Origin of the sequence: Rahnella ecdela, from assembly GCF_019049625.1 — a bacterium.
Lineage (GTDB): Bacteria > Pseudomonadota > Gammaproteobacteria > Enterobacterales > Enterobacteriaceae > Rahnella > Rahnella ecdela.
Genome location: NZ_JAFMOY010000133.1, coordinates 243,924 through 267,083, shown reverse-complemented (window position 1 = coordinate 267,083; position 23,160 = coordinate 243,924). Strand labels below are relative to the sequence as shown.

General features: G+C 52.8%; 21 protein-coding genes. 14 read left to right on the top strand and 7 right to left on the bottom strand.

Annotation, left to right across the window (positions count from 1 at the left end; all coding sequences use genetic code 11):
• The first annotated feature begins 204 nt into the window (after positions 1 to 204).
• From J1784_RS24560 to proY, 3 genes are all read left to right on the top strand, one after another.
• Entirely contained in the window at positions 205 to 1,308 is a 1,104-nt protein-coding gene (locus J1784_RS24560) for a cobalamin-independent methionine synthase II family protein (protein ID WP_217151348.1), read from the top strand.
• Between the two features lie 444 nt (positions 1,309 to 1,752).
• Complete coding sequence (brnQ, locus tag J1784_RS24555; RefSeq protein WP_217151347.1) at positions 1,753 to 3,072, top strand: branched-chain amino acid transport system II carrier protein; 1,320 nt, start codon at positions 1,753 to 1,755, stop codon at positions 3,070 to 3,072.
• Positions 3,073 to 3,235: 163 nt separating this feature from the next.
• Complete coding sequence (gene proY / locus J1784_RS24550; protein WP_420803996.1) at positions 3,236 to 4,660, top strand: proline-specific permease ProY; 1,425 nt, start codon at positions 3,236 to 3,238, stop codon at positions 4,658 to 4,660.
• A 79-nt stretch (positions 4,661 to 4,739) separates the two neighbouring features.
• On the opposite strand, the gene ggt is transcribed toward proY, so the two are convergent.
• The 3 genes from ggt to J1784_RS24535 all read right to left on the bottom strand — a co-directional run bounded on the left by ggt (position 4,740) and on the right by J1784_RS24535 (position 8,168).
• Positions 4,740 to 6,491 (bottom strand): gamma-glutamyltransferase, encoded by a 1,752-nt coding sequence (gene ggt / locus J1784_RS24545; protein ID WP_217151345.1) that lies wholly within the window; start codon positions 6,489 to 6,491, stop codon positions 4,740 to 4,742.
• A 268-nt stretch (positions 6,492 to 6,759) separates the two neighbouring features.
• A complete protein-coding gene (locus J1784_RS24540) occupies positions 6,760 to 7,362 on the bottom strand; it encodes a peroxiredoxin C (protein WP_095924927.1) in 603 nt (200 codons plus the stop codon).
• A 224-nt stretch (positions 7,363 to 7,586) separates the two neighbouring features.
• Entirely contained in the window at positions 7,587 to 8,168 is a 582-nt protein-coding gene (locus J1784_RS24535; RefSeq protein ID WP_217151344.1) for an ACP phosphodiesterase, read from the bottom strand.
• A 134-nt stretch (positions 8,169 to 8,302) separates the two neighbouring features.
• On the opposite strand from J1784_RS24535, the gene queA reads away from it, so the two are divergent.
• The 5 genes from queA to secF all read left to right on the top strand — a co-directional run bounded on the left by queA (position 8,303) and on the right by secF (position 13,965).
• Positions 8,303 to 9,373, top strand: coding sequence for a tRNA preQ1(34) S-adenosylmethionine ribosyltransferase-isomerase QueA (gene queA, locus J1784_RS24530; RefSeq protein ID WP_037036801.1), 1,071 nt, complete (start codon positions 8,303 to 8,305; stop codon positions 9,371 to 9,373).
• A 111-nt stretch (positions 9,374 to 9,484) separates the two neighbouring features.
• Complete coding sequence (gene tgt, locus J1784_RS24525; protein WP_217151343.1) at positions 9,485 to 10,609, top strand: tRNA guanosine(34) transglycosylase Tgt; 1,125 nt, start codon at positions 9,485 to 9,487, stop codon at positions 10,607 to 10,609.
• Positions 10,610 to 10,772: 163 nt separating this feature from the next.
• Entirely contained in the window at positions 10,773 to 11,105 is a 333-nt protein-coding gene (yajC, locus tag J1784_RS24520; RefSeq protein WP_013576670.1) for a preprotein translocase subunit YajC, read from the top strand.
• A 27-nt stretch (positions 11,106 to 11,132) separates the two neighbouring features.
• Positions 11,133 to 12,980 carry a protein translocase subunit SecD gene (gene secD, locus J1784_RS24515; protein ID WP_217151342.1) on the top strand — a complete coding sequence of 616 codons (1,848 nt, stop codon included), beginning with the start codon at positions 11,133 to 11,135 and terminating at the stop codon, positions 12,978 to 12,980.
• Positions 12,981 to 13,053: 73 nt separating this feature from the next.
• Positions 13,054 to 13,965, top strand: a complete 912-nt coding sequence (gene secF / locus J1784_RS24510) for a protein translocase subunit SecF (RefSeq protein WP_217151631.1) — start codon at positions 13,054 to 13,056, stop codon at positions 13,963 to 13,965.
• A gap of 68 nt (positions 13,966 to 14,033) precedes the next feature.
• On the opposite strand, the gene J1784_RS24505 is transcribed toward secF, so the two are convergent.
• Entirely contained in the window at positions 14,034 to 14,621 is a 588-nt protein-coding gene (locus tag J1784_RS24505) for a DUF3251 domain-containing protein (protein WP_217151341.1), read from the bottom strand.
• A gap of 160 nt (positions 14,622 to 14,781) precedes the next feature.
• Between J1784_RS24505 and nrdR the strand changes: the two genes are divergently transcribed.
• The 6 genes from nrdR to pgpA all read left to right on the top strand — a co-directional run bounded on the left by nrdR (position 14,782) and on the right by pgpA (position 19,134).
• Positions 14,782 to 15,231 (top strand): transcriptional regulator NrdR, encoded by a 450-nt coding sequence (gene nrdR / locus J1784_RS24500; RefSeq protein WP_217151340.1) that lies wholly within the window; start codon positions 14,782 to 14,784, stop codon positions 15,229 to 15,231.
• Between the two features lie 9 nt (positions 15,232 to 15,240).
• The gene (gene ribD, locus J1784_RS24495; RefSeq protein WP_217151339.1) at positions 15,241 to 16,395 is read left to right on the top strand and encodes a bifunctional diaminohydroxyphosphoribosylaminopyrimidine deaminase/5-amino-6-(5-phosphoribosylamino)uracil reductase RibD; all 1,155 of its coding nucleotides are present in this window, start codon (positions 15,241 to 15,243) and stop codon (positions 16,393 to 16,395) included.
• Positions 16,396 to 16,519: 124 nt separating this feature from the next.
• Complete coding sequence (gene ribH, locus J1784_RS24490; RefSeq protein WP_095924936.1) at positions 16,520 to 16,990, top strand: 6,7-dimethyl-8-ribityllumazine synthase; 471 nt, start codon at positions 16,520 to 16,522, stop codon at positions 16,988 to 16,990.
• 20 nt (positions 16,991 to 17,010) lie between these two features.
• Entirely contained in the window at positions 17,011 to 17,424 is a 414-nt protein-coding gene (gene nusB / locus J1784_RS24485) for a transcription antitermination factor NusB (RefSeq protein WP_013576663.1), read from the top strand.
• A 166-nt stretch (positions 17,425 to 17,590) separates the two neighbouring features.
• Positions 17,591 to 18,577, top strand: a complete 987-nt coding sequence (gene thiL / locus J1784_RS24480) for a thiamine-phosphate kinase (RefSeq protein ID WP_217151338.1) — start codon at positions 17,591 to 17,593, stop codon at positions 18,575 to 18,577.
• 62 nt (positions 18,578 to 18,639) lie between these two features.
• Positions 18,640 to 19,134, top strand: coding sequence for a phosphatidylglycerophosphatase A (gene pgpA / locus J1784_RS24475; protein ID WP_113876254.1), 495 nt, complete (start codon positions 18,640 to 18,642; stop codon positions 19,132 to 19,134).
• Positions 19,135 to 19,222: 88 nt separating this feature from the next.
• Here pgpA and J1784_RS24470 read toward each other — a convergent pair whose 3' ends face one another.
• The 3 genes from J1784_RS24470 to ispA all read right to left on the bottom strand — a co-directional run bounded on the left by J1784_RS24470 (position 19,223) and on the right by ispA (position 23,160).
• Positions 19,223 to 20,197 (bottom strand): aldo/keto reductase, encoded by a 975-nt coding sequence (locus J1784_RS24470; RefSeq protein ID WP_217151337.1) that lies wholly within the window; start codon positions 20,195 to 20,197, stop codon positions 19,223 to 19,225.
• Positions 20,198 to 20,349: 152 nt separating this feature from the next.
• Positions 20,350 to 22,212 carry a 1-deoxy-D-xylulose-5-phosphate synthase gene (dxs, locus tag J1784_RS24465; protein WP_217151336.1) on the bottom strand — a complete coding sequence of 621 codons (1,863 nt, stop codon included), beginning with the start codon at positions 22,210 to 22,212 and terminating at the stop codon, positions 20,350 to 20,352.
• Positions 22,213 to 22,230: 18 nt separating this feature from the next.
• Positions 22,231 to 23,160 (bottom strand): (2E,6E)-farnesyl diphosphate synthase, encoded by a 930-nt coding sequence (gene ispA / locus J1784_RS24460; protein ID WP_217151335.1) that lies wholly within the window; start codon positions 23,158 to 23,160, stop codon positions 22,231 to 22,233.

Here is a 23,160-nt window from a genome sequence, read left to right as displayed (position 1 = left end):
TTTCAACGATGAACATCCCGCATGCCAACATGAATTTCTTTCATGCCCCATGAAGATTCCTCTGTTGCCCGTGAACAATCAGCATGACAGTATCTTCTTAAAGACGTTTAGACATCCAGATGTCTAAATATAACGTCGCGTAATTATTTACTATGTGAATCATTCGCTTCTCGCTACCGGCGGGATGTGATTAAGGAGATCTTCATGCAACGTACCACACCTCCATTCCGCGCTGATGTCGTCGGTAGTTTTCTGCGTCCGGCGGCGATTAAAGAAGCCCGTAAACAGTTTCAGGCCGGTGAGATTGATGCCGCGCAATTGCGTGCAGTTGAAGATACCGAAATCCGCCGTGTGGTGGATTTGCAGCGTGAAGCCGGTCTGCAGGTGGTCACTGACGGCGAATTCCGTCGTGCGTGGTGGCACTTCGATTTCTTCGAAGGGCTGGAAGGCGTGGAAGGTTACGACGCAGTGCAGGGGATCCAGTTCAACGGCGTCCAGACCAAGGCGCGCAGCATTAAAGTGGTCAGCAAACTCGGTTTCGGTTCACACCCGATGCTGGAGGATTTTCGTTTCCTGAAAAGCATCAGCGGCAGTGCCGTGCCGAAAATGACCATTCCCAGCCCGAGCGTGATGCATTTTCGCGGTGGTCGTAATGCTATCAGCAAAGAAGTGTACCCGGATCTGAAAGACTATTTTGACGATCTGGCGCAGGTTTACCGTGAAGCTATTAAAGCGTTTTACGATGCCGGTTGTCGTTATCTGCAACTTGATGACACCGTGTGGGCTTACCTGTGTTCTGAAGATCAGAAGAAGCAAATCCGCGAACGCGGTGACTCTCCGGAAGAGTTAGCGCGCACTTACGCTGAGGTGCTGAACAAAGCCATCGCCGGTAAACCGGACGACCTGGTGATTGGTCTGCATGTTTGTCGTGGCAACTTCCGCTCAACCTGGATTTCTGAGGGTGGTTATGAACCGGTGGCTGAAATTCTGTTCGGCGGCGTTAACATCGACGCTTTCTTCCTGGAATATGACAATGAACGCTCCGGTGGTTTTGAGCCGCTGCGTTTCATCAAAAAAGGCCATCAGCAGGCGGTTCTGGGGCTTATTACCACCAAATCTGGTGAGCTTGAGCTGGCAAAAACGGTGGAAGCCCGTCTGGCCGAAGCCGCGGAATATCTGGATATCAATCAGATTTGCCTCAGCCCGCAATGTGGTTTCGCTTCAACGGAAGAAGGTAACAGCCTGACCGAAGCGCAGCAGTGGGAAAAACTGAAGCTAGTCGTCGATATCGCTGCCCGTGTCTGGTAATGCCTGAAGGCGGTTGAATGATGACCTTGTAAAAATGCTGTAAACTGTGCGTGAAATAACCTGAGAATGGTGATTTCACGCATTTTTCGTCTTATCGGAGCATATCTTGTGCTTCATTAGTTCAAAAATCATACATATCATATGGTGCGTTTTTAACTGTATTTAGTGAATGTATCTGCCTTGAAGTATTAATCTGGTCAAACACTCTGCTTTTTGGATCGCGCCTTGCCTTTATACGCTATAAAAGTTTACCTTAGCGTCCGCTGTCGCTCGATACTCCCTGCATAACAACGTAATTATCTGCATATCATCAGGCGTTTTTAGCTCACTTCGATCCTCACATGGTGCTCTCTGGCTATTTTACGCCATTCATCCTTATGACGACGTGGCACGACGACAGTAACGGACACTTTATTCATTTGAACAGGCAACACGACACCAATCATGAGTACTCGTTTAACAAATAAAGATATTCTGGCGCTGGGTTTCATGACCTTCGCCTTATTCGTCGGGGCCGGGAATATCATTTTCCCGCCAATGGTTGGCCTGCAGGCAGGTCATGATGTCTGGTGGGCTGCTGCCGGCTTTATGATTACTGCGGTCGGACTCCCGGTGATGACAGTCATCGCACTTGCCCGCGTCGGCGGCGGTGTGGATGCCCTGAGTACGCCAATTGGTCGTGGTGCCGGTATCCTCCTGGCGACCGTCTGTTATCTGGCGGTCGGGCCGTTGTTCGCCACGCCGCGTACTGCAACGGTGTCCTTTGAAGTCGGTATCGCTCCGATGACCGGTGACGGCCCGCTGCCACTGCTTATCTACAGCGTGATTTACTTCACACTGGTAATCGGTATTTCCCTGTATCCGGGCCGTTTGCTCGATACGGTCGGGCATTTCCTGGCTCCGTTGAAAATGGTTGCTCTGGCTGCGCTGGGTATCGCTGCGCTACTCTGGCCAGCTGGCCAGCCAATGCCTGCCGTCGGCGCTTACCAGACGGTTCCATTTTCCAGTGGCTTTGTTAACGGCTATCTGACCATGGATACGCTGGGCGCGCTGGTCTTCGGGATTGTTATCGTCAATGCAGCGCGTTCTCGCGGTGTGTCTGATGCGAAATTGCTGACCCGCTATACTGTTCTGGCCGGGCTGATTGCTGGTCTGGGTCTGATGCTGGTTTATCTGAGCCTGTTCAAACTGGGCGAAAACAGCGCCTCGCTGGTGCCGGATGCGACCAACGGTGCGGTTATCCTGCATGCTTACGTGGCGCATACTTTTGGTAGTGTTGGCAGCTTCTTCCTCGGTGCGCTGATCTTCATCGCCTGTATGGTAACGGCGGTTGGCCTGACCTGCGCCTGTGCGGAATTCTTTGCCCAATATCTGCCGCTGTCTTACAAAACGCTGGTGTTCATTCTGGGTCTGTTCTCTATGCTGGTTTCCAACCTCGGGTTGAGCCATCTGATTCAGATTTCCGTGCCAGTGCTGACGGCGATTTATCCGCCATGTATCGCGCTGGTTGTACTGAGCTTCACCCTGCGCTGGTGGAACAGCACCACGCGTATCGTCGCACCTGTGATGGTAGTGAGCCTGGTGTTCGGCATTGTTGATGGTATCAAGGCTTCTGCTTTTACTGACCTTATGCCTGCCTGGACTGCGAATCTGCCGCTGGCTGCGCAAGGTCTTGCCTGGTTACCACCGTCATTATTAATGCTGGTGCTGGTCGGGATTTATGACAAAATCAGCGGCCCGCGCAGCGTCACCGCGCACCAATGATTATCGGATGAATGTTCTAAGACTTAATATAACGATCGTCTGACGAATATTCAGCCAAACAGGCCACGGAGAACCCTTCCGTGGCTTTTTCATTGGCAGGCTAAAAGTCATTTTTTTAGAATTCGATTTTTTGATAGTTAAAAAACAACACGGGTTAATGCACATGCAGCAAGAAGCTGAACAACCAACAGCACAGAACGAAGGGCGGGGCACGAAGCTAAAACGTGGTCTGACAACGCGCCATATTCGCTTTATGGCACTGGGATCAGCCATCGGAACCGGACTGTTTTATGGCTCGGCAGACGCCATAAAAATGGCGGGGCCGAGTGTATTGCTGGCGTATCTGGTCGGCGGGATTATCGCGTTCATTATTATGCGTGCCCTTGGCGAGATGTCCGTTCACAACCCGCAGAGCGGTTCATTTGCGCGTTACGCACAGGATTATCTCGGACCGATGGCGGGTTACATCACCGGCTGGACGTATTGTTTCGAAATCCTGATCGTCGCCATCGCCGATGTGACGGCATTCGGTATTTATATGGGTGTCTGGTTCCCGGATGTGCCGCAGTGGACCTGGGTGCTCAGTGTGGTGCTGATTATCGGCGCGATCAATCTGGTCAGCGTGAAAGTCTTCGGCGAGCTGGAATTCTGGTTCTCTTTCTTTAAAGTACTGACCATCATCATCATGATCGTGGCAGGCTTTGGCATTATCTTCTGGGGTATTGGCAACGGCGGGCAGGCGACCGGCATCCACAATTTGTGGAGCAATGGCGGCTTCTTCAGCCAGGGCATTATGGGAACGATCCTGTCACTCCAGCTCGTGATGTTTGCTTATGGTGGCATCGAAATTATCGGCATCACGGCCGGTGAAGCTGAAAATCCAAAGCAATCTATTCCGAAAGCGATCAACTCCGTTCCGCTGCGTATTCTGGTGTTTTACGTGGGTACGCTGTTTGTGATTATGTCCATTTTCCCATGGAATCAGGTGGGTACGCAGGGCAGTCCGTTCGTAATGACCTTCCAGCACATGGGCATTACCGCGGCGGCGGCGATCCTGAATTTCGTGGTGATCACCGCGTCGCTTTCTGCGATTAACAGTGATGTATTCGGCGTGGGCCGCATGCTGCACGGGATGGCAGAGCAGGGGCAGGCACCGAAAATGTTCAGCAAGGTTTCGCGTCTGGGTACGCCGTGGGTCACCGTTCTGGTGATGATGGCGGCGCTGCTGGTGGCGGTTTACCTGAACTACATTATGCCGTCAAACGTGTTCCTGGTGATCGCCTCTCTGGCGACGTTCGCGACAGTCTGGGTGTGGATTATGATCCTGTTCTCCCAGATTGGTTTTCGTCGCAAGCTGAGCAAACAACAGGTGAAAGAGCTGGAGTTTCCGCTACGTGGCGGCGTGTACACCTCGGTGTTCGGCATTATTTTCCTGGTGTTCATCATCGGCCTGATTGGCTACTTCCCTGATACCCGTATTTCGCTGTATGTCGGTATGGTCTGGGTTGTCGCGCTGCTGGTCGGTTATGCTTTCAAACGCCGTAATGACCGTAAGAAAGAAGCGCTGGCGCTGAACAACAAAGCGTAAGCAAGCACTTACCTTGTGGCAAAGAAAAGCCCCCGGTATCATCGCGATATCGGGGGCTTTTTATTTTCGACGGATGGAGTTAATAACCTATCGCGGCACCTGCTGGTCGGCGCACGTCATTTGCACCGTACAGATAACCTTCGCGAACCTTGCCGGATACCGCCGAATCATTGCCTGATGTCGCTGATGTCACACCAGCAGCACCCGGTAATCCCACCATAATCAGTTCCGCAGCCCCCCACGGCGTCTGTTCCACCATTTTGTAACCCATCTTCTGCAGGATATTCAGGCTATCCTGAGAAACGCCGCGCTGCTCGTAATAAACTTCATCCGGCAGCCACTGATGATGAATACGTGGCGCATTCACCGCTTCCTGTGGCGGCATACCGTGGTCGATGACATTCAGCGCCGTCTGCAAAGTAATGGTGATGATACGCGAACCGCCCGGCGAGCCGAGAACCATGAAGGTTTTGCCGTCCTTAGTCACTAAACTCGGGCTCATCGACGATAGCGGGCGCTTACCGGGGGCGATAGCGTTTTTAACGCCCTGAACCAGACCGAAGAGGTTTTTCTCGCCGACTTTGGTGGTGAAATCATCCATTTCATCGTTAAGGAAGAAACCGGTACCCGGCGCGATAACCACCGAGCCAAAAAGGCCGTTGATGGTGTAAGTGGTAGAGACGGCGTTACCCATTTTATCGACGATAGAGTAATGGGTCGTTTCAGGTTTCTCATGCGGCTCCATGCCCGGCTGAACTGCCGTAGATGGCGTGGCTTTATCCGTTTCTATTTTTTTTCGGATTTCATCGGCGTAGCTTTTGCTGATCAGGCGGTCGATCGGGTTTTTTACAAACTCCGGGTCGCCGAGATAGGTATTGCGGTCCATATATGCATGGCGCATGGCTTCGGTAAGGACGTGAATCGACGCCGCTGAATTGAAGCCCATGCTTTTTATGTCATAGCCTTCCACGATATTGAGAATTTCACACATCGTCACGCCACCGGAACTTGGCGGTGGGGCTGAAACGAATTTATAGCCGCGATAACTGCAGGTGATCGGCGCGTCTTCGGTCACTTTATAGTTCGCGAAATCCGCAGCTGTCAGGATACCGCCGCCATTTTTCGAGGCTGCTTCGACAGCAGCTGGGATTTTACCTTTATAAAAAGCATCCGGCCCGTGTTGAGAGATTGATTCCAGCGTATTGGCTAGATCGGTTTGCACCAGTTTATCGCCCGGCTGGAGCGCGCTGCCGTCTTTACGCAGGAAGATGCGCGCCGCTTCAGGATCTTCTTTGAACCGGTCGACCTTGGTATCGAGAATATCGGTATCGGCGCGGGTCAGCACAAAGCCCTGACGGGCGAGCTTAATCGCCGGGGCCATCACCTGTTGGCGCGTCAGTTTGCCGTATTCCTTTTGCACCGTATCCAGGCCGAGTACCGTGCCCGGCACGCCAGCGGCGAGATATCCGTACAGGCTGGCGCCTTTTTTCACGTTACCGTCGGCGTCCAGATACATATTTGCGCTGGCGGCGGCAGGGGCGGTTTCACGAAAGTTGATAAAGGTGTCTTTGCCATCGGCAAGATGCACCGTCATGAAGCCACCGCCACCGATATTGCCACAACATGGGTTGACGACGGCCTGTGCGTAACCGACAGCCACGGCGGCATCAATGGCATTTCCGCCCATTTTGAGGATATCGACACCGACCTGAGAAGCCAGATATTGCGAGGTGACAACCATGCCGTTTTTGGCTTCAACCGCAGGGCTGGACGCGGCGTACAGCGGGAAGCTGGTCAGCAAGGCCAGCGCGATGAGTGATTTCCGTAACATAGGGGCTCCTGTTTATTACCCTGTCTTATGAGTCATAACCTTCAGGTTATTGTGTGATAACGCTTTTTTGTTTATTTTATCCGGCAGTGTTAAGACAAATAACTATGCAAACTGCACGCCATATTGACGCAGCCGGAACGTTTTCAGCGTAGACGTAAAACAGGATTAACGGGGATGCGGGAAGGGGAAAATGTGATCGTGCCAGATGACAGCCAAAAAAAACGGCCAGCTAAGCTGACCGTTATTGACCTTGAAATCCGAGAAGGGATTACAGGTTTGAAGCGTTTTCAGTCAGGTATTTAGCAACGCCGTCCGGAGATGCGCCCATACCTTTTTTGCCTTTTTCCCACTGAGCCGGGCACACTTCGCCGTGCTCTTCGTGGAATTGCAGGGCATCAACCATACGCAGCATTTCGTCGATGTTACGACCCAGCGGCAGATCGTTCACTACCTGGTGACGAACAACGCCTTCTTTGTCGATCAGGAAAGAGCCGCGCAGTGCAACGCCAGCGTCCGGATGTTCGATACCGTAAGCTTTCTGAATTTCGCGTTTGATGTCAGCAACCATTGCGTATTTAACAGGACCGATACCGCCTTTCTCAACAGGGGTGTTACGCCATGCGTTGTGAACGAACTCGGAGTCAAAGGAAACGCCTACCACTTCTACGCCACGTTTCTGGAATTCTTCGTAACGGTGATCGAAAGCGATCAGCTCAGAAGGACATACGAAAGTGAAGTCCATTGGCCAGAAGAAGATAACAGTTGGTTTGCCTGCAGTGTGTTTTTTGAAGTTGAAGTTTTCAACTACTTCGCCGCTGCCTAATACTGCTGCTGCGGTGAAGTCAGGGGCTGGGCGAGTTACCAGAACCATAATATTACTCCTTATGAAACCCATGAGGGTGTCGTAGGTGAGAAGGAAGGGTGAACAAAACGACTGCCAGTATAGGGGCAACCCTCGGGTGAATAAACCCCATCACACCAATCAATCAGATAGTATCCGGCTATCAGTCTTTGACACAAGTCTCAAACTTCTTTAACAACAACCTTTTGTTTTGCAGGGAATTGCGGGTTGATTCACAAAATTCGTGGGATTTGTCAGATTTGCCGATCTTTCGCCTGTTGCATCATGACCGGATAAAACTGCCAGAAAAGCTGTTCCAGCGCGTCGTAATTCAACTCGATATCGTGAAAGGAACCGGTCAGCGCGCCGAGTTTCGGCCGCCGGTTGGCCATCCCGCGTAAAACGTCACCAATAAAAGGCAGCGCAGCATAACGCTCCATCCAGCGTTCCGGCCAAAGATAAGCATTCAGATTGCGGAAACGCTCAGGCATTTCAGGCAGAAGCGGTTCGATCTCTTGCTGACAGTCGTCAAGAAAATCTTCCAGCGGCTGCTGTGGATGAATTGTCGCCCAGTGGCGGGAGAGGAAGTGATCCCAGACAACATCCAGCGTAATCGGCGCCACGCGGCGAAAATCATCGCGAAAATAACTGCGTGCAATTCTGACTTCCGGCAGGGAATCGGTCATGGTATCTACGCGGCGATGCATGCGGATGCCGCTGACGATTTCAGCAGAATATTGCCCCTCAGGATTGCCGCGAACGAAGTCTGCCAGCAGGTTGCCGGTCAGCGAGCTTTTGGCTAAAGAAGCCAGATGGAGGTGAGCGAGAAAGTTCATGAGGGCAGTATAACGCAGGAAAGTTGATCTCCGACAGCGCAGCGGATGCCTTTATTAGCGCAGAAGCTTGCAGGGGATGCCCCGTCCCACTAGACTAAGCCGCCTGTTTTTGTCGTTAAGTGAAGTGAAAAGCCATGCGTGTTGCCGATTTTTCTTTTGAACTCCCTGAATCCCTGATTGCCCGCTATCCGCAGACCCAGCGCAGCGGCTGTCGTTTGTTGTCTCTGGACGGGCCGAGCGGTGAGTTAACGCACGGCGTGTTCACCGACATTCTCGATAAAATCCATCCCGGTGATTTGCTGGTATTTAACAATACCCGCGTAATTCCGGCCCGCGTGTTTGGCCGTAAGGTCAGCGGCGGTAAAATTGAAGTGCTGGTTGAGCGTGTACTCGATTCGCACCGCGTTCTGGCGCATGTGCGTGCGTCCAAATCGCCAAAACCGGGCGCAGAACTGCTGCTCGGTGATAAAGAAGATATTAAAGCGACGATGGTGGCGCGCCACGATACGTTGTTTGAGCTGGAATTTAATGAAGATCGTGATGTCTTTACTCTGCTCAACGAAATCGGCCATATGCCGCTGCCGCCGTATATCGACCGACCGGATGAAGACGCCGACCGCGAGCTGTATCAGACCGTTTATAGTGAACGTCCAGGTGCAGTCGCCGCGCCAACTGCCGGTTTGCATTTTGATGAGCCGCTGATGGATGCGCTTAAAGCCAAGGGCGTTGAGTTTGCTTTCGTGACGCTGCACGTGGGCGCAGGGACTTTCCAGCCGGTTCGCGTGGACACCATTGAAGACCACATCATGCACGCTGAGTATGCCGAAGTGCCTCAGGACGTGGTGGATGCAGTGCTGGCCTGTAAAGCACGCGGCAATAAAGTGGTGGCCGTGGGCACGACCTCTGTACGTTCGCTGGAAAGCGCCGCGAAAGCCAGTGAAGATGCGCTGATTGCGCCATTCTTCGGCGATACCAAGATCTTCATTTATCCGGGTTATCACTATCAGGTGATTGATTCCCTGATTACCAATTTCCACCTGCCTGAATCGACGCTGATCATGCTGGTGTCGGCGTTTGCCGGCTATAAAAATACCATGAATGCCTATCATCAGGCCGTCGCAGAGCAATACCGTTTCTTTAGTTATGGTGATGCGATGTTCATCAACCGTAACCCGCTGGCGCCACAGGAAGTGGTCGGTCAGTAGCCTTTTTGTAACAAACGGTCCGGGCGCACTCCGTGCATCCGGGCTTTCTTTTCCGGGCGTCATGCCACGGACTTAACCTCATCAGACTGTTTCTCTGATGCTGGAGGCAATGTGAAGTACGAATTAAGCACTACCGATGGCCGCGCACGTCGCGGACGTCTGGTCTTTGAACGTGGCGTGGTCGAAACCCCGGCATTTATGCCCGTGGGCACTTACGGCACCGTAAAAGGCATGACCCCGGAAGAAGTCAAAGAAACCGGCGCACAGATTTTGCTGGGTAACACTTTCCACCTGTGGCTGCGTCCGGGTCAGGAAATCATGAAGTTGCACGGCGATTTGCATGATTTCATGAACTGGCATGGCCCGATCCTCACCGATTCTGGCGGCTTCCAGGTGTTCAGTCTGGGTGCGATGCGCAAAATCAAAGAAGAAGGCGTGCATTTCCGCAACCCGATCAACGGGGATCCGGTGTTCCTGAGCCCGGAAAAATCGATGGAGATCCAGAACGATCTGGGCTCTGACATCGTGATGATCTTCGACGAATGTACGCCATATCCTGCTGACTGGGATTACGCAAAGCGCTCGATGGAGATGTCTTTGCGCTGGGCAAAACGCAGTCGTGATCGTCACAACGAATTGAATAATAAGAATGCTTTGTTCGGAATTATTCAGGGCAGCGTTTACGAAGATTTACGAGATGTATCATTAAAAGGGCTGGTAGATATCGGCTTTGATGGTTACGCTGTGGGCGGCCTGGCGGTAGGTGAGCCAAAAGAAGATATGCACCGTATCCTCGAACACGTTTGCCCGCAAATCCCGGAAGACAAACCACGTTATCTGATGGGTGTCGGTAAACCGGAAGATTTGGTTGAAGGCGTGCGTCGCGGTATTGATATGTTTGACTGCGTAATGCCAACGCGTAATGCGCGAAATGGTCATCTTTTCGTGACCGACGGCATCGTGAAAATCCGAAATGCTAAGCATAAAGACGACACGTCAACGCTTGATGAACACTGTGATTGCTACACATGTCGCAATTATAGCCGCGCCTACTTGCATCATCTTGACCGTTGCAACGAAATTCTCGGTGCACGGCTGAACACGATCCATAACCTGCGCTATTACCAGCGTCTGATGGCCGGTTTACGCCAGGCTATCGAAGAGGGTAAATTAGAAGCGTTTGTGACAGACTTCTACGAGCGTAAAGGCAAGCCTGTTCCGCCTTTAAACTTCTGATTTCTTTCTCGTGTCGGCATCTTCGAAAGGGGGTGCCGATTTTTATAATTTCTTGGACCGGCATTATGGGGTATTGTGCGAGACGTTTCTTCGCCAGACTCCGGGTCGGATTCTTGGTTTGTATTACATCAATTTGCTTCACAACAACAATGAGGGAATTTAAATGAGTCTTTTCATTTCCGATGCAGTCGCAGCGACCGGCGCACCGTCACAGGGAAGTCCTTACTCTCTGGTTATCATGCTGGTGGTTTTTGGTCTGATCTTCTATTTCATGATCCTGCGCCCGCAGCAGAAACGTTCTAAAGAACACAAAAAACTGATGGACTCTATCGGTAAAGGTGACGAAGTCATGACCACCGGTGGTCTGATCGGTCGCGTAACTAAAGTAGCCGAAACCGGTTATGTGGTTATCGCACTGAACGACACCAACGAAGTGATGATCAAGCGTGACTTCGTGGCAGCAGTTCTGCCAAAAGGCACGATGAAGTCTATCTAATTTTCGATTTTCCCGAAGGGAACTGCCGTGTTAAACCGTTATCCTGCGTGGAAGTATCTGATGTTGATCGTTGTGATCATCGTCGGGCTGCTTTATGCACTTCCCAACCTTTATGGTGAGGATCCGGCTGTTCAAATCACTGGTGCTCGGGGTTCCGACGCCAGTGAAGCAACGCTGGACCAAGTCCGTAACGTATTAGATCAAAGCAAAATCCAGATCAAATCAGTTGCTCTGGAGAATGGCGCTATTCTTGCCCGTTTCAAAGACACGGATGTACAGCTTCGTGCACGTGAAGCGCTGACTGAAGCGCTGGGCGACAAGTTCGTTATTGCACTGAACCTCGCGCCGGCAACGCCGCGCTGGTTGAGCATGCTGGGTGCTGAGCCGATGAAGCTGGGCCTCGACTTGCGTGGTGGTGTGCACTTCCTGATGGAAGTGGATATGGATACCGCGCTGAGTAAGCTGCAAGAGCAGACGATGGACAACATGCGCAGCGACCTGCGCGACAAGAATATTCCTTATGCCACGGTGCGTAAGCTCGACAACTATGGCGTTGAAGTGCGTTTCCGCGATGCTGCTACCCGCGATTCTGCGGTCAGCTACCTGAGCCCACGTCACCGCGATTTAGTGATCACCAACAGCGGCGATACCGCAGCTAATGTGGTGATGACTGATGCTCGCCTCAGTGAAGCGCGCGAGTATGCCGTTCAGCAAAACATCACCATCCTGCGTAACCGTGTAAACCAACTGGGTGTGGCCGAGCCGCTGGTACAGCGTCAGGGTGCTGACCGTATCGTGGTTGAGTTGCCTGGTATTCAGGATACTGCGCGTGCAAAAGAAATTTTAGGCGCGACCGCGACACTGGAATTCCGTCTGGTTAACACGAATGTGGATGCCACTGCTGCTTCAACCGGTCGTGTACCGGGCGACAGCGAAGTGAAAAACATGCGTGATGGCCGTCCGGTTGTTCTGTACAAACGCGTGATCCTGACCGGTGACCACATTACTGACTCCACATCCAACATGGATGAGTACAATCAGCCGCAGGTTAACATCTCTCTCGACAGCGCTGGCGGTAACGCCATGTCTAACTTCACGAAGGATAACATCGGCAAACCGATGGCGACCCTGTTCGTGGAGTACAAAGACAGCGGTAAGAAAGATGCGAATGGCCGTGCGATTCTGGCGAAACAGGAAGAAGTCATCAACGTGGCGACGATTCAGTCACGTCTGGGTAACAGCTTCCGTATCACCGGGGTGAACGATCCGAATGAAGCCCGTCAGCTGTCTCTGCTGCTGCGTGCCGGTGCGTTGATCGCGCCAATTCAGATTGTTGAAGAACGTACTATCGGCCCGACTTTAGGGATGCAAAACATCACTCAGGGTCTGGAAGCATGTTTGTGGGGCCTGGTGGCATCCATTCTGTTCATGGTGGTTTGGTACCGTAAGTTTGGCATTATTGCCACGACTGCGCTGGTGGCTAACCTGATTCTGATTGTCGGGATTATGTCGCTGCTGCCGGGTGCAACGCTGACCATGCCGGGTATTGCTGGTATCGTGCTGACACTGGCGGTGGCCGTTGATGCCAACGTACTGATAAATGAACGTATCAAGGAAGAGCTGAAGAACGGACGTTCCGTTCAGCAGGCGATTCATGAAGGCTATAAAGGCGCGTTCTCCAGTATCATCGATGCCAACATTACTACCCTGATCACGGCGATTATTCTTTATGCAGTGGGTACCGGTTCGATCAAAGGCTTTGCTATCACCACTGCTATCGGTGTGGCAACTTCGATGTTTACGTCGATCGTGGGAACCCGTGCAATCGTGAACCTGGTTTACGGCGGCAAACGCATTAAAAAGCTGTCTATCTGAGGAGTGCGTTGTGGCACAGCAACAACCATATACTGTTGAACAACTGAACTACGGCCGTAAAGTCATCGACTTTATGCGCTGGGACAACGTGGCCTTCTGTATTTCAGGCCTGTTGTTTATCGCTTCCGTCGCGATTATGGGTGTTCGCGGATTTAACTGGGGCCTTGATTTCACTGGCGGTACCGTCATTGAAATCAGCCTTAGCCAGCCCGTAAACCTCGACGACATGCGTGCCGATCTGGAGAAAGCAGGATTCAAGGATCCTGTTGTTCAGAACTTCGGTAGCAGCCGTGACGTGATGGTTCGCCTTCCACCTGTATCCGGTAATGCGGGTCAGGAACTGGGGAATAAAGTCCTTACACTGGTGAACGCGGATATCGACAAAAATGCCACCGTAAAACGTGTCGAATTTGTGGGTCCGAGCGTGGGTAATGATTTGGCGCAGGCAGGCGGCATGGCGCTGCTGATCGCCCTGATTAGTATCCTGGTTTACGTCGGATTCCGCTTTGAATGGCGACTGGCGCTGGGTGCGGTTATCGCACTGGCGCATGACGTAATTATCACCATGGGCGTGTTGTCACTGTTCAGGATCGAAATTGACCTGACCATCATCGCGTCCCTGATGTCGGTTATCGGCTACTCGCTGAATGACTCCATCGTGGTATCGGACCGTATTCGTGAAAACTTCCGCAAAATTCGTCGCGGTAACTCTTACGAAATCATGAACGTGTCCCTGACCCAGACGTTAAGCCGTACCATTATGACCTCAGCGACTACGCTGATGGTGGTACTGATGCTCTATATCTTTGGTGGTGCGTTGCTGGAAGGCTTCTCACTGACCATGTTGATTGGTGTGTCGATTGGTACTGTTTCGTCTATCTACGTGGCGTCCGCGCTGGCTCTGAAACTGGGCATGAAGCGTGAACACATGTTGCAGCAAAAAGTGGAAAAAGAAGGCGCCGATCAGCCTTCAATTCTTCCTTAAGCTAACCGTGTGAAAGCCATAAAAAAACCCCGCATTGCGGGGTTTTTTTTATCTGAAATTCGCAGTCGCTATTTTGCTACGACAGGCGCAGCGGTATTCGCCACGACCGGCTGTGCCTGCGGGGTTGCCACGATATTATGCAGGTGAACAAATCCCAGCGTGTCGACGGTCACCTGATTAAACTTCACCTCGACGGTTTTCACCGGTCCTGGCATTAAATTAGGTTCGACGGTAATCATCTGGGTTTGCATATCGACGGTCAGCGGTTTGCCGGTGACCGGATCCAGTTGTCCCCAGCTTAAAGAAGCCGTAAACGGTGGCAACGGCTGACCGGATGTGTTCTTGATTTCAAGCACCGCCTGAACGCCTGTGGCATCAGGTGCAACGCGGGTTAGCTGAACTTCCAGCTGACCGATATCGCTTTTCAGCAGGGCAGCACTTTTCGCTGCCGGTAACAAATAGACGCCATTGGTTGACTGGCGATTAAGGGTAGTTTGTTGTTCCAGCGCAGTGGCCAGATCCGTCAGGCGTTGAAGCTTTTGATTCAACTGCCCGACTTCCGTTTTCAGCTCGGGCATTTGCGGATTTTGCTGCGCACAGCCCGCCAGGCTGAATAACGCGGCACAGGCCAGTAAAAATCGCGGGTGTTTCGTCATATCAGAGACTTCCTTTCATCTGCCCGTTGAAACATTCCGACCGGGCACCAATATAGATAGCTAAGTTTAACCCGATGTCTATGAAAGTAGCGACAGCCTTTGTTGTCGGCACACTTCGGGTTAAACTAATGTCCAATTGAGTTCGCGATCAGGAAGTGCTATGCATTGCCCATTTTGTGCCGCTGTTGATACTAAAGTCATCGATTCCCGTCTGGTAGGCGATGGATCGCAGGTTCGCCGTCGCCGTCAGTGCCTGGTGTGCCATGAGCGTTTCACCACATTTGAAGTGGCTGAACTGGTGATGCCGCGTGTCATTAAGAGCAATGAAGTTCGTGAACCTTTCAACGAAGACAAGCTTCGTCGTGGTTTTCTGAAAGCACTTGAAAAACGCCCGGTCAGTTCTGATGACGTAGAAACCGCCATCAGCCATATTAAGTCACAGCTTCGTGCTACCGGTGAGCGTGAAATTCCGGCCACGATGATCGGCAATCTGGTGATGGATGCCCTGAAAGGGCTGGATAAAGTCGCGTATATCCGCTTCGCGTCGGTCTATCGCAGCTTCGAAGATATCCGTGAATTTGGTGAAGAGATCGCCCGTCTTCAGGACTAAGGAAAGCTGATGCTGCCTGATCAAACATCGTCTGTTCAAAATCGTTCTGATGAATTACCTGCTGATGAACGCTATATGGCGCGCGCCTTCGAACTGGCGCGCCTCGGGCGTTTTACTACCACGCCTAACCCCAATGTGGGTTGCGTCATTGTACTAAACGGCGAAATTGTCGGCGAAGGCTACCATTTGCGTGCCGGTGAACCGCATGCGGAAGTGCATGCTCTACGCATGGCCGGTGAGAAGGCCCGGGGCGCGACAGCCTACGTGACTCTTGAACCATGCAGCCATCACGGACGCACACCGCCTTGCGCCGATGCCTTACTGGCCGCCGGTGTCGCCCGCGTGGTTGCCGCGATGCAGGATCCTAATCCGGAAGTTGCCGGCCGCGGTTTATACCGTCTTAAACAAAACGATATTGATGTCAGCCACGGGCTGATGCATTCGCAGGCAGAAGCCGTAAACCTCGGTTTTCTCAAACGGATGCGTACCGGTTTCCCTTACGTGCAGCTGAAAATGGGCGCGTCTCTGGATGGCAGAACGGCGATGGCTTCCGGCGAAAGTCAGTGGATCACATCCCCGGCTGCCCGTGCAGATGTGCAACGTTTTCGCGCGGAAAGCTCGGCTATTCTGAGCACCAGTGCGACCGTGCTGGCAGATAATCCTTCGCTGAATGTGCGCTGGAGCGAACTGGGCAGCGAAGTGCAGGCCATTTATCCTGAAAGAAATCTGCGTCAGCCGCTGCGCATTATTCTCGACAGTCAGAACCGCGTCACGCCGCAGCATCAGCTGGTGAATATCCCCGGTGAAGTCTTGCTTGCGCGCCTTGAAACAGATTCACAAGTCTGGCCGGAGTCTGTCGAACAATGGTGTGTAGCCGGTCGCGATAACCGTATTGATCTGGTTCTGCTGATGATGCAGCTGGCAAAACGCCAGATAAACTCCATCTGGGTGGAAGCGGGCGCACAGCTGGCCGGTGCCTTATTACAAGCCGGTCTGGTTGATGAATTAATCGTTTATATGGCACCTAAGTTATTGGGTCATAATGGGCGCGCGCTCTGTGAGTTGCCCGGTTTGCAGCATCTGGCTGATACGCCGGAGTTTGCATTCAGCGATATCCGCCAGATTGGCCCTGACTTACGTTTACGCCTGAAACCGGTGTACTGAGAATTTTACCCGCCCCTGAAGGAATGACGTGAAAAGCGCATGTCCAGACAGGGTAATTTTATGATAGAATCCGCCCCCCTGCGGCTGGGGTTGAGAAACTCCTGAACCCACTTTAAGGAAAACTATGAACGTTATCGAAGGTGTTGTAGCCACGCCTAACGCGCGCGTAGCGATCGCGATTGCTCGTTTTAACAACTTTATCAATGACAGCCTGCTTTCCGGCGCTGTTGATGCGTTAAAACGTATTGGTCAGGTCAGCGATGACAACATCACCGTAGTCTGGGTCCCTGGCGCATACGAATTGCCTCTGGCAACCCGTGCTTTGGCTGAAAGCGGTAAATTTGACGCGGTTGTTGCACTCGGCACCGTGATCCGCGGGGGCACTGCCCACTTTGAATTTGTAGCGGGCGAATGCAGCTCTGGCCTGTCCAGCGTTGCTATGAACAGCGAAATCCCGGTTGCCTTTGGCGTGCTGACCACAGAAAGCATTGAACAAGCCATCGAACGCGCAGGGACAAAAGCCGGTAATAAAGGTGCAGAAGCTGCACTGACCGCGCTTGAAATGATTAATGTTATCAAGGCTATTAAGGCCTGAATCTAGTTAAGGGGAAATCCGTGAAACCTGCTGCTCGTCGCCGCGCCCGTGAATGTGCCGTTCAGGCGCTTTACTCCTGGCAGTTGTCGAAAAATGACATCGCCGATGTTGAATTAGAATTCCTGACCGAGCAGGATGTCAAAGACGTAGACATTGCCTATTTCCGCGAACTGCTGGCTGGTGTAGCAAACAGTGCTGAGAAACTCGATGCACTGATGGCGCCATACCTGTCCCGTCAGCTGGATGAACTGGGCCAGGTGGAAAGAGCGATTTTGCGTCTGGCTCTGTTTGAGCTGAGCAAACGCCAGGACGTCCCTTACAAAGTGGCGATCAACGAAGCCATTGAACTGGCGAAAACCTTTGGTGCAGAAGACAGCCATAAGTTTGTCAACGGTGTGCTGGATAAAGCAGGCCCGCATATTCGTAAAAAATGATCATCAAAAAAGTGTCGGCTTCAGTCACAAATGGCGACAGTCATTTTCGCCTGATCACCGCCTCTGTTGATAATCTGGTGATGTCACCTGGTTTATCTTTTGTGTGACACCCCTCTTAAGGCCGGATTTCCGGCCTTAAGTCATTCTAACGATTTGGAAATGTACTATGTCATGCGGCGAATTTGATGTAATCACTCGCTACTTTAACCGTTTCAGAACCGCCCGGCAGGACGTTCATTTAGGCATTGGTGATGATTGTGCCTTACTGACGGTTGGCGAAAAGCAGTTATTAGCAGTCAGTACCGACACTCTGGTCGAAGGCATCCATTTTCTAAAAACAATTTCTCCGGCCGATTTGGGGTACAAAGCCCTGGCGGTTAACCTCAGTGATTTGGCCGCGATGGGCGCAGATCCTGCCTGGGTTTCTCTGGCACTGACGTTGCCGGAAGTGAATACCGACTGGTTGCAGGCATTTAGCGACAGTCTTTTTGAACAACTTAATTATTACGGCATGCAGCTGATTGGCGGCGACACCACCCGCGGTCCGCTGAGCATGACATTAACCATTCAGGGGCTGGTGCCCGCGGGGCGTGCATTAACCCGTTCCGGCGCTGGCATTGGTGACTGGATATTTGTGACCGGCACGCTCGGTGACAGCGCGGCGGGGCTGGCGATTTTGCTCGAACAGCTGAATGTTATTGATACCGATACACGTGAATTCCTGCTCAAACGCCACCTGCGGCCTTCGCCGCGCGTGTTGCAGGGGCAGGCGTTGCGTGATTTAGCGACGTCCGCTATCGATCTCTCCGACGGGCTGATTTCGGATCTTAAACATATACTGAATGCCAGTGAATGTGGTGCGCGTCTCGATCTGGATGCGATCCCGTTATCTGCGGCAATAAACAATGTTGCGGATCCTGAGCAGGCGCTGAAATGGGCACTGACCGGCGGCGAAGATTATGAACTGTGCTTCACCGTGCCGGAAATCAATCGTGGCGCATTGGATGTGGCACTCAGCCATCTGGGTATTGATTTTACCTGTATCGGGCAGATTGCACCCTTGTCCGAAGGGATTAAATTTTTGCGTTCAGGCGCGCCGGTAGAACTTGAATGGCAGGGTTTTGATCACTTTGCCGCAGAGGAATTGCTGTGAATATTGGCCGTAAAAAACGCCCTGCCGGGTATAAAGGCAAAACCGGTGATCCGGTTCAGGACATGGCTGCGGCTAAAAAGCGATTAAATCTGCGTAATCCGTGGCATTTACTGGCAACCGGTTTTGGCAGCGGTTTATTCCCTGTCGGGCCGGGCACCGCGGGCTCCATTGCCGCGATTCCGTTCTGGATTGTCATGACGTACCTGCCGTGGCAAGTGTATTCCATGATCGTCATGTTCAGTATTTGCATCGGCGTATATTTGTGCCGTCAGACGGCGCGCGATATGCGGGTTCATGACCACGGCAGCATTGTGTGGGATGAATTTGTCGGTATGTGGATCACGCTGATGGCGATTCCGGTGAATGACTGGCGCTGGGTGCTGATCGGGTTTATCGTTTTCCGCGTGCTGGATATCTGGAAACCCTGGCCGATCCGCTGGTTTGACCGCAACGTTCAGGGCGGAATGGGCATCATGATCGACGACGTCGTTGCCGGTGTGCTGGGTGCGGCGATCATCTATCTGATTGGTCATCACTGGCCGCTTGGATTGTTCTGATCCGTTTTAAATATCGGTAAAAAGGCGTTGCCGGGCTTTCCCTGACAACGCCTTTTTTATGCCTCCGGTAGATTCAGATCACTTCAAATCATTTGAAACCGGTGGCTTCGTGCGGCACATAGGCCATTTCCAGTTCAGCGATTTCTTCAATGGAGAGTTTCACCTTCAGCGCGGCAACGGCATCTTCCAGATGAGCTGGCCGCGAAGCACCGATGATCGGGGCCGTCACCACGTGTTTGCTCAGGATCCACGCCAGTGCGATTTGCGCGCGCGGTACCCCGTGATCTTCCGCAATTTTACCCACACGTTCAGCGATTTTACCGTCAGCTTCGTCGGTGGCGTCGTACAACGTTTTGGCGAAATTATCGGAAACTGAACGGGCAGTAGTTTCTCCCCACGGACGGGTCAGCTTGCCGCGTGCCAGCGGACTCCACGGCAGCACCGCGATATTTCTTTCCAGGCACAGCGGATACATTTCATTTTCTTCTTCGCGCTGGATCAGATTGTATTGATCCTGCATCGACACGAAGCTCGCCCAGCCGTTTTGCTCTGAGACATCCAGCGCCTGTTTGAACTGATGCGTATGCATAGATGACGCGCCGATGAACCGTGCTTTACCGGCTTTGACGACGTCATTCAGCGCTTCCAGCGTCTCCTCAATCGGCGTGTCATAATCCCAGCGATGGATTTGCAACAGATCGACATATTCCATGCCCAGGCGGCGCAGACTGTCGTCGATGGATTGCATGATCGAAGCGCGCGACAGCCCAGGTTTCAGGCCGGTGACGGCGTTATAGACTTTGGTAGCGACCACAATTTCATCGCGTTTAGCGAAGTCTTTCAGAGCGCGACCGACAATTTCTTCACTGCTGCCATCGGAATAACTGTTGGCGGTATCAAAGAAATTGATTCCCGCGTCGAGTGCCTGCTGGATGATCGGGCGGCTGCTTTCTTCAGGCAGCGTCCAGGCATGGGTTCCGCGATCCGGCTCCCCAAACGTCATGCAGCCCAGACACAGGCGTGAAACGTTCAGACCGGTTTTTCCTAACGTGGTGTATTGCATGACATCTCCTGGTAAACACAAGTTGATTTCAGAAGCCGTGAAAAAATGATTAGCACGCTATAACTGTAGCTCACAGAACGGGATGGACGTGTGATAAAGAGGGGAGTTGGAAAGGAAAATCCCCTCTTTCAGATTGAAAGAGGGGAGGGAAATCAGGCCAGCCAGTCCGTTATCTGACGGTGAATACCTTCGGCATCCAGCCCGACATCGTGACGAATTTCATCCTGCGTGCCTTGCGGGACAAAGTTGTCCGCAAGGCCGATATTCAGCACCGGTACCAGAATACGTTTGGACATCAGCAGTTCATTCACGCCGCTGCCCGCCCCCCCCATAATGGCGTTTTCTTCCAGCGTGACCAGCACTTCATGGCTGGCGGCCAGTTCCTGAATTAAAGCTTCATCCAGCGGTTTTACAAAGCGCATATCCACGACGGTGGCGTTGCGTTTCTCTGCCGCGGCCAGGGCTTCCGGCAGCAATGTCCCGAAGTTAAGGATGGCGACTTTCTCGCCTTCACGGCGCACCACGGCTTTACCGATTGGCAATGACGCCAGCGGTTCACAGGTGGCTCCCGTTCCGCTACCGCGCGGATAACGCACAGCGACCGGGCCGCTGCTATGGTGATATCCGGTATGCAGCATCTGGCGACATTCGTTTTCGTCGCTTGGCGTCATGATGGTCATGTTCGGAATGCAGCGCAGGAAAGAGAGATCGAATGCTCCCTGATGGGTTTGCCCGTCGGCGCCGACGATACCGCCGCGGTCGATGGCAAACAACACCGGCAGATTCTGGATCGCCACGTCGTGGATTACCTGATCGTAAGCGCGTTGCAGGAACGTCGAGTAGATCGCGACGATCGGTTTGTATCCGCCAATCGCCAGACCAGCGGCAAATGTCACCGCGTGCTGCTCAGCAATCGCCACATCGAAATACTGCTGCGGATATTCACGTGAGAATCGCACCATGCCCGAGCCTTCACGCATTGCAGGCGTAACAGCCATCAGCTTGCTGTCTTTAGCCGCGGTTTCGCACAACCAGTCACCGAAAATCTTCGAATAGGTTGGCAGACCTTCTTTGCTTTTTGGCAGTGTGCCGGAAGCCGGATCGAACTTCGGCACTGCATGGAAGCTGATCGGATCCTTTTCGGCAGGCTCATAGCCCTTGCCTTTTTTGGTCATGATGTGCAGCAACTGCGGGCCTTTAAGGTCACGCATATTTTTCAATGTTTGCGTCAGCGCCACCACGTCGTGACCATCTACCGGCCCGATATAGTTAAAGCCCAGTTCTTCAAACAGCGTGCCCGGCACCATCATGCCTTTCAGATGTTCTTCGGTGCGGCGCACCAGTTCTTTAATCGGTGGCAGACCGGACAGCACTTTCTTGCCGCCTTCACGCAGACGTGAATACAGCTTGCCGGACAGCAACTGTGCCAGATGATTATTCAGTGCCCCGACGTTTTCAGAAATCGACATTTCGTTGTCGTTGAGGATAACCAGCATGTCGGGTTTGATGTCGCCCGCATGGTTCATCGCTTCAAACGCCATACCGGCCGTGATCGCGCCATCGCCAATCACACAAACGGTGCGGCGGCCTTTGCCTTCACGCTCGGCTGCAACGGCCATACCCAGACCTGCGCTGATGGATGTCGATGAATGGCCCACGGACAACGTGTCGTATTCGCTTTCACCGCGCCACGGGAACGGGTGCAGACCGCCTTTCTGGCGGATAGTGGAAATACGGTCACGGCGACCGGTCAGAATTTTGTGCGGATAGGCCTGATGGCCGACATCCCAGACAACGTGGTCGAAGGGCGTGTTGTAGACATAATGCATCGCAACGGTCAGTTCTACCGTTCCCAGACCGGACGCAAAGTGTCCGCTGGACTGGCTGACGCTGGCCAATAAATATTGACGCAGTTCATCGCAGAGCTTAGGCAGACTCTCTTTAGGGAGTGAGCGGAGATCTTCAGGATTCTCCGCCAGCGCCAGTGTCGGGTATTTGGCTAATTCAAGACTCATCAGTTGCTCATAGTAAGTTTAATTATCGCGTTCAATGATAAAGCTGGCTAACGCGAGAAGTGGCGCTGTGTTGTAAGAAAGTGCAGCCAGCTGATCTAATGCACAAACGGCTTCCTGATACAGGTCCAAGGCCTTGGCCCTTGCGCCGTCCAGCCCCAGAAGGGCAGGATAGGTACTTTTTCCGAGCTGCTGGTCAGCGCCCTGGCGTTTGCCGAGCGTGGCGGTGTCGCCAATCACATCCAGAATATCGTCCTGGACCTGAAACGCTAAGCCAATGGCCTGCGCGTAGTTATCCAGTATAGGCAAAACGGCGCGACCGGTTTCACCGGCAGCCAGCGCGCCCATGCGCACGGCGGCGCGGATTAGCGCACCGGTTTTATGGCGGTGAATTTTTTCCAGTGCTTCAAGGCCGACCTGCTGACCTTCCGCCGCGAGATCCAGAGCCTGGCCGCCACACATACCACTGGCACCGCTGGCGGTGGCCAGTTCACAAATCATCGCCAGACGATCTTTTACCGCAACGTCCGGCATTTCACCGTCAGCCAGAATCGAGAACGCCAGCGTCTGCAGCGCATCACCCGCCAGAATCGCATTGGCTTCGCCAAATTTAATGTGGCAGGTCGGCTGACCACGGCGTAAATCGTCGTCGTCCATCGCCGGTAAATCATCGTGGATCAGAGAATACGCGTGAATACATTCCACTGCCGCCGCAGGGGCATCAAGATTCTTCAAGTCCAGGCTGAACAGCTGACCGCTGGCGTAAACCAGATACGGACGCAGGCGTTTACCGCCGAGCAACGTCCCGTAGCGCATCGCTTCAACCAGCGGTAAATCAGCCAGCGGCTGTGCGCTGACATACGCCGTTAAGACTTCATCGACGCGCTTTTGCTTCGCGCGCAGCTCATGCGTAAATCCGTCAGCACTGGAAAGGGAAATCGCTTCAGACAT

Excerpts from the sequence above, each read along its gene's own strand:
- nrdR (WP_217151340.1), top strand. The coding sequence starts at position 14,782 with ATGCATTGCCCATTTTGTGCCGCTGTTGATACTAAAGTCATCGATTCC.
- ispA (WP_217151335.1), bottom strand. The coding sequence starts at position 23,160 with ATGTCTGAAGCGATTTCCCTTTCCAGTGCTGACGGATTTACGCATGAG.
- J1784_RS24540 (WP_095924927.1), bottom strand. The coding sequence starts at position 7,362 with ATGGTTCTGGTAACTCGCCCAGCCCCTGACTTCACCGCAGCAGCAGTA.
- secF (WP_217151631.1), top strand. The coding sequence starts at position 13,054 with ATGCGCTGGGACAACGTGGCCTTCTGTATTTCAGGCCTGTTGTTTATC.
- ribD (WP_217151339.1), top strand. The coding sequence starts at position 15,241 with ATGCTGCCTGATCAAACATCGTCTGTTCAAAATCGTTCTGATGAATTA.
- J1784_RS24535 (WP_217151344.1), bottom strand. The coding sequence starts at position 8,168 with ATGAACTTTCTCGCTCACCTCCATCTGGCTTCTTTAGCCAAAAGCTCG.
- ggt (WP_217151345.1), bottom strand. The coding sequence starts at position 6,491 with ATGTTACGGAAATCACTCATCGCGCTGGCCTTGCTGACCAGCTTCCCG.
- queA (WP_037036801.1), top strand. The coding sequence starts at position 8,303 with ATGCGTGTTGCCGATTTTTCTTTTGAACTCCCTGAATCCCTGATTGCC.
- J1784_RS24470 (WP_217151337.1), bottom strand. The coding sequence starts at position 20,197 with ATGCAATACACCACGTTAGGAAAAACCGGTCTGAACGTTTCACGCCTG.
- dxs (WP_217151336.1), bottom strand. The coding sequence starts at position 22,212 with ATGAGTCTTGAATTAGCCAAATACCCGACACTGGCGCTGGCGGAGAAT.
- yajC (WP_013576670.1), top strand. The coding sequence starts at position 10,773 with ATGAGTCTTTTCATTTCCGATGCAGTCGCAGCGACCGGCGCACCGTCA.
- J1784_RS24505 (WP_217151341.1), bottom strand. The coding sequence starts at position 14,621 with ATGACGAAACACCCGCGATTTTTACTGGCCTGTGCCGCGTTATTCAGC.
- thiL (WP_217151338.1), top strand. The coding sequence starts at position 17,591 with ATGTCATGCGGCGAATTTGATGTAATCACTCGCTACTTTAACCGTTTC.
- brnQ (WP_217151347.1), top strand. The coding sequence starts at position 1,753 with ATGAGTACTCGTTTAACAAATAAAGATATTCTGGCGCTGGGTTTCATG.
- ribH (WP_095924936.1), top strand. The coding sequence starts at position 16,520 with ATGAACGTTATCGAAGGTGTTGTAGCCACGCCTAACGCGCGCGTAGCG.
- J1784_RS24560 (WP_217151348.1), top strand. The coding sequence starts at position 205 with ATGCAACGTACCACACCTCCATTCCGCGCTGATGTCGTCGGTAGTTTT.
- proY (WP_420803996.1), top strand. The coding sequence starts at position 3,236 with ATGCAGCAAGAAGCTGAACAACCAACAGCACAGAACGAAGGGCGGGGC.
- pgpA (WP_113876254.1), top strand. The coding sequence starts at position 18,640 with ATGGCTGCGGCTAAAAAGCGATTAAATCTGCGTAATCCGTGGCATTTA.